At 50.9% G+C, this 8,231-nt stretch carries 7 protein-coding genes and 1 tRNA gene; 6 read left to right on the top strand and 2 right to left on the bottom strand.

All coding sequences use genetic code 11. The annotated features are described in order from the left end of the window. From OGY06_RS18775 to OGY06_RS18750, 6 genes are all read left to right on the top strand, one after another. Positions 1-77: transfer RNA gene (locus OGY06_RS18775), tRNA-Arg, on the top strand. A gap of 252 nt (positions 78-329) precedes the next feature. Then, entirely contained in the window at positions 330-896 is a 567-nt protein-coding gene (yqaB, locus tag OGY06_RS18770) for a fructose-1-phosphate/6-phosphogluconate phosphatase (RefSeq protein ID WP_003825960.1), read from the top strand. After that, on the top strand, positions 893-1,321 hold the full coding sequence (locus OGY06_RS18765; protein ID WP_218667218.1) for a YqaA family protein: 429 nt from the start codon (positions 893-895) through the stop codon (positions 1,319-1,321). The genes yqaB and OGY06_RS18765 overlap by 4 nt, the downstream gene beginning before the upstream one ends. 77 nt (positions 1,322-1,398) lie before the next feature. Continuing rightward, positions 1,399-2,955, top strand: a complete 1,557-nt coding sequence (gene gshA, locus OGY06_RS18760; protein ID WP_008785615.1) for a glutamate--cysteine ligase — start codon at positions 1,399-1,401, stop codon at positions 2,953-2,955. A gap of 149 nt (positions 2,956-3,104) precedes the next feature. Continuing rightward, complete coding sequence (luxS, locus tag OGY06_RS18755; protein ID WP_003037312.1) at positions 3,105-3,620, top strand: S-ribosylhomocysteine lyase; 516 nt, start codon at positions 3,105-3,107, stop codon at positions 3,618-3,620. A 345-nt stretch (positions 3,621-3,965) separates the two neighbouring features. After that, entirely contained in the window at positions 3,966-5,336 is a 1,371-nt protein-coding gene (locus tag OGY06_RS18750) for a carbohydrate porin (RefSeq protein ID WP_267385945.1), read from the top strand. A 48-nt stretch (positions 5,337-5,384) separates the two neighbouring features. Here the strand turns inward: OGY06_RS18750 and emrB are convergent, their stop codons facing one another. Further along, positions 5,385-6,923, bottom strand: coding sequence for a multidrug efflux MFS transporter permease subunit EmrB (emrB, locus tag OGY06_RS18745; protein ID WP_003825966.1), 1,539 nt, complete (start codon positions 6,921-6,923; stop codon positions 5,385-5,387). A gap of 16 nt (positions 6,924-6,939) precedes the next feature. Next, a complete protein-coding gene (gene emrA / locus OGY06_RS18740; protein WP_003825968.1) occupies positions 6,940-8,112 on the bottom strand; it encodes a multidrug efflux MFS transporter periplasmic adaptor subunit EmrA in 1,173 nt (390 codons plus the stop codon). Positions 8,113-8,231 lie beyond the last annotated feature (119 nt).

Raw genomic sequence — 8,231 nt, 5'->3', positions numbered from 1 at the left:
GCATCCGTAGCTCAGCTGGATAGAGTACTCGGCTACGAACCGAGCGGTCGGAGGTTCGAATCCTCCCGGATGCACCATCTTCTCCTAAATAACAGCGAAACTGTTGTTTCATGGTCTGCGAGATAATCGCGAGCACCAGGGAGGATAACGTTGCTTCAGCAACGGCCCGCAGGGCGAACATGAGTGAGTAATCCTCCCGGATGCACTATATTCTCCCTCCCTCTAAATCATTTCTACATACTCTCTGAACACCCCTCAATTCGCTGTCAGCGACAAAATCAATCAATTACGATAAAATAACGTCTGGTCACTCGGCTTGTGAGAAGACGATGTACGAACGTTATGCGGGTTTGATTTTTGATATGGATGGTACCATCCTGGATACCGAGCCTACGCACCGTAAGGCGTGGCATGAGGTATTGGGGCATTATGGACTACGGTTTGATGAACATGCCATGGTCGCCCTCAATGGCTCCCCAACGTGGCGTATTGCGCAGTCGGTAATTGAATTGAACCATGCCGATCTTGATCCTCATGCACTGGCACGTGAAAAAACCGACAAGGTGAGAAGCATGCTGCTGGATAGCGTCCAGCCTTTGCCGTTGGTTGATGTCGTGAAAGCCTGGCATGGTCGTCGTCCTATGTCGGTAGGTACGGGTAGTGAAAGCGCAATTGCAGAAGCGCTGCTCGCTCACCTTGGTCTGCGTCGCTATTTTGATGCTGTAGTCGCAGCCGATCACGTACAGCACCATAAACCGGCTCCTGATACGTTTTTGCTTTGTGCCGAACGTATGGGGGTTGTTCCGGCTCGTTGCGTCGTGTTTGAAGATGCCGATTTTGGAATACAGGCGGCGCATGCCGCGGGAATGGATGCCGTGGATGTCCGGTTATTGTGAGTGATGGACTGTCGCTCCTGTCACTGTTTGCCAGCAGTTTTCTCAGTGCCACGCTATTACCCGGCAATTCTGAAGTTGTTCTGGTTGCTTTGTTGGTCTCCGGGGGCAGTCATCCCTGGGTCTTAGTCTTAACAGCAACAATGGGTAATAGCCTTGGAGGGTTAACTAACGTTATCCTTGGGCGTTTCTTTCCATTGCGTAAAACATCGCGCTGGCAAGAAAAAGCCACTGGCTGGCTGCGGCGCTATGGCGCTGTCACACTATTATTAAGCTGGATGCCGGTTGTGGGGGATTTGCTGTGCCTGTTAGCCGGGTGGATGCGCATCTCGTGGGGCCCAGTTCTCTTTTTCTTATGCCTTGGCAAGGCGCTGCGCTATGTTGTTGTCGCAGCGGTTACGACACAAGGCATTATGTGGTGGCACTAATTGTGTTGTGGGATAGCCTTCAGGGTAACCAATACCATTATGCTAATTAAAACGATTTTGACAGGCGGGAGGTCAATTTGATCCCGGACGTATCACAGGCGCTGGCCTGGCTGGAAAACCATCCTCAGGCATTAAAGGGGATTCAACGTGGTCTGGAGCGCGAAACGCTGCGTGTTAATGCAGATGGGTCATTAGCAACGACAGGCCATCCTGAGGTGTTAGGCTCAGCGCTAACGCATAAGTGGATAACCACTGACTTTGCCGAAGCATTGTTGGAGTTCATTACTCCACCCGGTGACGACATTGAGAAAATGCTCACGTTCATGCGCGACTTACATCGTTATACCGCCAGAAACCTTGGCGACGAGCGTATGTGGCCGTTGAGCATGCCTTGCTATATTGCCGAAGGTCAGGATATCGAACTGGCGCAGTATGGTTCGTCGAATACCGGTCGCCTGAAGACGCTGTACCGTGAAGGCCTCAAAAACCGCTATGGCGCGTTGATGCAGACAATCTCGGGCGTCCACTACAACTTCTCGCTGCCTATGGCTTTCTGGCAGGCGAAATGCGGTGTAACCGAAGGTGAGGATGCTAAAGAGAAGATCTCCGCGGGCTACTTCCGTCTGATCCGCAACTACTACCGTTTTGGTTGGGTGATCCCGTATTTGTTTGGTGCCTCTCCGGCCATTTGTTCCTCATTCCTGCAAGGAAAACCAACAACTCTGCCGTTTGAAAAAACCGACTGTGGGATGTATTACCTGCCGTACGCAACGTCGCTGCGCCTGAGTGACTTGGGCTATACCAATAAGTCGCAAAGCAATCTCGGAATTACGTTTAACGATTTGCATGAGTATGTGGCAGGATTAAAGCGCGCGATTAAGACGCCTTCCGAGGAGTACGCGGCGATCGGTCTGGAAAAAGACGGTAAGCGTCTGCAAATCAACAGCAACGTTCTGCAGATTGAAAATGAGCTGTATGCGCCTATTCGCCCGAAACGCGTCACTCGTCGTGGAGAAACGCCATCAGATGCGCTTCTGCGTGGCGGTATCGAGTACATCGAAGTACGCTCGCTGGATATCAACCCGTTCTCGCCTATCGGCGTGGACGAGCAGCAGGTGCGCTTCCTCGATCTGTTTATGGTCTGGTGTGCGCTGGCTGATGCCCCGGAAATGAGTAGCGATGAATTGCTGTGTACGCGTAAAAACTGGAATCGCGTGATTCTCGAAGGGCGTAAGCCTGGGCTGACGTTAGGTATTGGCTGTGAAACAGCCCAGTTCCCGCTGCCTAAGGTTGGGAAAGATTTGTTCCGCGATCTGAAACGCGTGGCACAAACGCTGGACAGCATCGATGGAGGAGAGGAGTATCAGAAGGTCTGTGATGAACTGGTTGCCTGTTTTGACAATCCTGAACTGACTTTCTCTGCCCGGATCCTACGGTCTATGATTGATGAAGGCATTGGCGGCACGGGCAAAGCGCTGGGTGAGGCTTACCGAAATCTGCTGCGTGAAGAGCCGTTAGAAATAGTGCAGGAAGCTGAATTTATTGCTGAAACCGAGGCTTCAAAGCGTCGTCAGCAGGAGATCGAAGCGGCTGATACTGAGCCGTTTAGCGTGTGGCTGGAAAAGCACGCTTGATACAAAAGAAAAAGGCCACTCGGGAGTGGCCAAAATTTCATCTCTGAAAACAGGGATGATGATAACAAATGCGCGTCTTTCATATACTCAGACTCGCCCCGGAACAAAGAGTTCAGATTATTTTTAAAAAATTTATCGGAGGTGGCTAAATGCCGTTGTTAGATAGTTTTACTGTCGATCACACCCGGATGGAAGCTCCCGCGGTCCGGGTTGCAAAAACGATGAACACCCCGCATGGCGACGCAATCACCGTGTTTGATCTGCGTTTCTGCATTCCGAACAAAGAAGTGATGCCTGAGAAAGGTATCCATACGCTGGAACACCTGTTTGCAGGTTTTATGCGTAACCACCTTAACGGTAACGGCGTTGAGATTATCGATATCTCTCCGATGGGATGCCGTACCGGCTTCTACATGAGCCTGATTGGTACGCCGGACGAACAGCGTGTAGCCGACGCGTGGAAAGCGGCAATGGCGGACGTGCTGAAAGTACAGGATCAGAACCAGATCCCGGAGCTGAACGTTTACCAGTGCGGTACGTATCAGATGCACTCTCTTAGCGAAGCACAGGATATCGCGCGTCATATTCTGGAGCGTGATGTACGCGTGAACAGCAATGAAGAGCTGGCACTACCGAAAGAGAAACTGCAGGAACTGCATATTTAGTCTTATTGATTAGCTGTTCCAGTATTTATATTAACCCCGGTTTATGTCCGGGGTTTTTTATTGCTTAATATAATGTGTGTTTATTATATTTGCGGTGGGAATATATTTTAATTTAAGTGATACCTGACCTGTTAAATAATAAAATGTGATCTGGCAAACAGAATGAGGCGGATAATTAACGATGCCAGAGTGTATTGATCACATAAACTAAAAAACATAAATAATTAATAGAAAAACATAATGGAATGCGCCAGATATCCGGGTAATAACAAGACTCTTTTAATAGCCGGTAGATAGGGCTTTTATCAAATCTTATCTGGTATACATTAAACTTTAGGGATGAAAATGAAGGCTAAATATTTGGCGCTGATGATCGGTGCTTGCTTTTCTCATAACCTTTGGGCAGCAAATAATATCACTATTGAGCAGCGTCTGGCTGAACTGGAGAAACGTGTTGTTAATGCCGAAAAACGGGCATCCGATGCTGAGGCGCAAATTCGCTCGCTGAAGCAGCAGCAGGTCGCTGCTGCGCCGACGGTGAATGTCCAGTCTGCCGAGCCGATTGCAGCAGGTGAAACTCCGCCTAAGCTGACATTATCTGGCTTCAGCGATATTAAGTTCTATGGCGATGTCGAATTTAATATGGATGCGGCAAGCCGTTCCGGTAGCCTGACATCGACGAGAACGTCAGCGAATAAGGATTGGGCACCAGGAACCAATGAACGCTGGGATATTAACGGACGCCTGTTGCTGGGCTTTGACGGCTACCAGCGGAGGGACAACGGTAATTTTGCAGGGTTCTCGGTACAGCCTCTGGCGGACTTGACCGGAAAAATGAACCTCGATGATGCCGTTTTCTTCTTTGGTCGTGAGAATGACTGGAAAATTAAGGTTGGTCGTTTTGAAGCCTACGATATGTTCCCGCTGAATCAGGATACGTTTGTTGAATATTCGGGGAATACAGCGAACGATCTCTACAGTGACGGTTACGGCTATATCTATATGATGAAAGAAGGACGGGGACGTAGCGACAGCGGGGGTAACTTCCTGCTGAGCAAAACCATCGACAACTGGTATTTCGAAGTTAACACATTGCTGGAAAATGGCAGTACGTTATATACCGAGAAGCAGTACCACGGAATGGATTTAACCAACGATAAAAACGTGGCTTACGTCCGTCCGGTTATCGCCTGGCAAAACGGGCGTTTTTCAACGGCGATAGCGATGGAAAGTAACGTCGTTAACAACGCCTACGGCTATTACCAAAATGGGACGTGGATCGATCAGTCAGATCGTACGGGTTATGGTTTTACCATGACCTGGAATGGTCAAAAAACGGACCCGGAAGATGGCGCAGTGATTAACCTGAATACCGCCTATATGGATGCGACCGATGAGACAGATTTTACCGCTGGGGTGAATGCGTTGTGGCATCGATTTGAACTGGGTTATATCTATGCGCATAACAAAATCGAAGCCTTCAATGCTACCAATATCGATGCCGTTTGTGAGGATGATTGCTGGATCACCGATCCCGGCAATTATGACATTCACACTATTCATGCCTCATATTTATTCCCCAATGTGATGGATATGAAAAACTTTAACATCTACCTCGGCGCCTATGCTTCATGGGTAGAGGCCAATCCGAATAATGGTGATAACAGCGAAGATGCGCGTTACGGCGGGCGTCTGAGATTCAAATATTACTTCTGATTGTAGGTCTAATAAAAAAGGGATCCGCAGATCCCTTTTATCAGATAGTTAGTGTGCGCCACCACCACCGCCGCCCGCACCGAAGGGCGGTTTGGCGAACCACACCAGGCCAAGCAGGACCAGGAATATCCCCGCCGACATCCAGAAGATTTCGTTAGCGGAAATAATCAGCCCCTGATTGGTGATCTGCTGAGCTATCCAACCTGAAGCCTGCTGGTGCGTCATCCCTAAATCCTGCAGCTTATCGTACATAGCCTGTGCATTTGGGTTGTAGGGGTTAACAGATTCCGTTAGCTGAGCATGGTGCAGCGACTCGCGGTTCGTCCACATTGTCGTCGTAATCGATGTACCGATGGAACCTGCCAGCGTTCGCGTAAAGTTCGACAAGCTGGATGCCGCCGCCAGACGTTCAGGCGGTAAACCGGACAGCGTAATGGTGGTTAGCGGCATAAAGAAGCAGGCTACCGCGAACCCCTGAATAAACTGCGGCCAGGCCGACGCGCCAAAGTCCATACCCGGCTCGAACGTCCACGCACGCCAGTAGAAACAGACGGCGTACATAATAAAACTGAACGTCACCAGCCGACGCATATCCAGCTTGTGCGCGAAGCGGCCGATAATCGGCGACAGGATCACCGGAATCACCCCAACCGGCGCTGACGCCAGACCAGCCCAGGTTGCCGTATAGCCGTATACCTCCTGCAGCAGCTGCGGCAGCAGGACGATTGCGCCGAAGTAGAGCATATAGGCCAGACTGATACACAGACAGCCGATGGTAAAGTTGCGCGACTTAAACAGCGAGAGATCGACAATGGGGTGCTCGTCGGTAAGCTCCCAGACGATCAGGAAGCTGATAGCGACAACAGCGACCACCGTCAGGATGATAATCTCCTGCGAGGCGAACCAGTCCAGCTCTTTGCCGCGGTCGAGCATAATCTGCAAACTGCCGATACCGATGACCAGCAGTGCCAGACCAATGGCGTCAATGCGCCGCTGCTCGGTTTTGGTTTCCCGACCGCGCAGGGTTTGCAGGGTCATCAATACCACCACAGCCCCGATTGGCACGTTGATAAAAAATATCCAGCCCCAGTGATAGTTGTCGCTGATATAGCCCCCAAGAATAGGACCACATATCGGGGCAACAATCACCGTCATCGACCATAGCGCGAGGGCGATGGAACGCTTGGCGGGTGGATAGTTATTCAGCAACAGGCTCTGTGACAGCGGAATTAATGGACCGGCAACAATACCCTGGATTACGCGGAAGAAAATCAGCATGTTCAGGCTGGTGGACATCCCGCATGCCCATGACGCAATGACGAAGGCGATAGTTGACCACATAAAGAGTCTTACTTCGCCAAAGCGTTTTGCCAGCCAGCCGGTGATCGGAATAGAGATAGCGTTCGCCACCCCGAATGAGGTGATCACCCAGGTTCCCTGGCTCAGTGAAGAGCCGAGGTTCCCGGCGATAGTGGGGATCGCCACGTTAGCAATGGTGGAGTCCAGCACCTGCATGAATGTCGCCAGGGACAGCGCGATCGTCATAATGACGAGCTGCGCGCCTTCCAGCGGTTTTTGCTGTTGCATCACACGCACCTTTGAATTAGCCCGCGTTGGCCCGCACGATCTCTTCGATCATCTTATTGACCGGAGCAAGGTTGATTTCACGTGCATTACTTTCTGATACCGGCGTGGTACGAACCTGGCTTGCCAGAATTTGTCCGTCACGATTTGAGGTATCTACCGTAACCAGCGTAGACAAACCAATACGTAATGGATGCTGTGCCAGTTGCTGCGCATCCAGTTCGATACGTACCGGCAGACGCTGGACGACTTTGATCCAGTTGCCGGTTGCGTTCTGCGCTGGCAGCAGGGAGAAGGCGCTGCCCGTACCCATATCGAGACCGACAACTTTACCGGTATATTTTACGTCATCGCCGTAAATATCGCTGATAACGGTCGCCGGTTGGCCGATACGCATGTGCGCGAGCTGTGTTTCTTTGAAGTTGGCATCTACCCACAGGTTAGTGGCCGGAACAACCGCCATCAGCGGCGTGGTTGGGCTAATTTGCGCACCAGGCTGTACGGCGCGACGGGATACATAACCGGTCATTGGGCTGACAATTCTGGTACGTTCCAGCGCCAGCCAGGCATTGCGCACTTCGGTAGCAGCCTGTTGCACAGCGGGTTGATCTTCCAGCTTGCTACCCAGAATCATCGCCTGGTTAGCATTATATTGTTGGATCGCGACATCAAGCTGGGCCTGAGCGCTGGCGACGGCATCACGAGCGTGTTGCAGCTCTTCGCGGCCAATCAGGTTGGCATTGCCCAGCGGAACTCGGCGATTAAAGTCGCTTTGTGCCTGCGCCAGTGCGGTTTTCTGCACTTCAATGCTTGCCTGTAACTGCTTGCTGTTGATCATCAACTGGTGCGTCTGACGCACGCTGGAAGCCAGCGCAGTTTTGGCTTTTTCAAATGCCTGCTTTGCGTCCGTCTGGTCGAGGGTGACCAGCACATCGCCTTGTTTTACAAAGTCAGTGTTATCAGCCCAGACTTTCGTCACGCTGCCTGATACCTGAGCCATGATTTGAACCTGGTTCCCTGCCACGTACGCATCGTCTGTCTCTTCGACATGACGAAGTACTAAAAACCAATAAATCCCATATGCCACGGCAATGATAATAAAGAGCAAGGTCAGAAGGAGCAGCATACTTTTACGTTTGCCATTCTTCTTGACCGGTTGCTGCGGGGTTTGAGTCTCCGCATTTGCGCTCATGTTGTTCTCCACGATCTTATTTTTTTCACATCGGCTGAGCCGACCTGTTTATCAGACAGGCCAGCAGTATGCGTGCTGGCCTGTCGGTTTTTTCATTTATAAATCTGGATTTCTGAGCG

This window comes from Citrobacter sp. Cpo147, from assembly GCF_030332405.1.
GTDB classification, from domain to species: Bacteria; Pseudomonadota; Gammaproteobacteria; order Enterobacterales; family Enterobacteriaceae; genus Citrobacter; species Citrobacter portucalensis.
Note: the sequence above shows the minus strand (reverse complement) of the source record. Positions and strands in the feature narration are given on the sequence as shown.

Bases quoted from the DNA above. Each gene is read 5' to 3' on its own strand.
- OGY06_RS18750 (WP_267385945.1), top strand. From the start codon at position 3,966: ATGAAGGCTAAATATTTGGCGCTGATGATCGGTGCTTGCTTTTCTCAT.
- emrA (WP_003825968.1), bottom strand. From the start codon at position 8,112: ATGAGCGCAAATGCGGAGACTCAAACCCCGCAGCAACCGGTCAAGAAG.
- yqaB (WP_003825960.1), top strand. From the start codon at position 330: ATGTACGAACGTTATGCGGGTTTGATTTTTGATATGGATGGTACCATC.
- emrB (WP_003825966.1), bottom strand. From the start codon at position 6,923: ATGCAACAGCAAAAACCGCTGGAAGGCGCGCAGCTCGTCATTATGACG.
- luxS (WP_003037312.1), top strand. From the start codon at position 3,105: ATGCCGTTGTTAGATAGTTTTACTGTCGATCACACCCGGATGGAAGCT.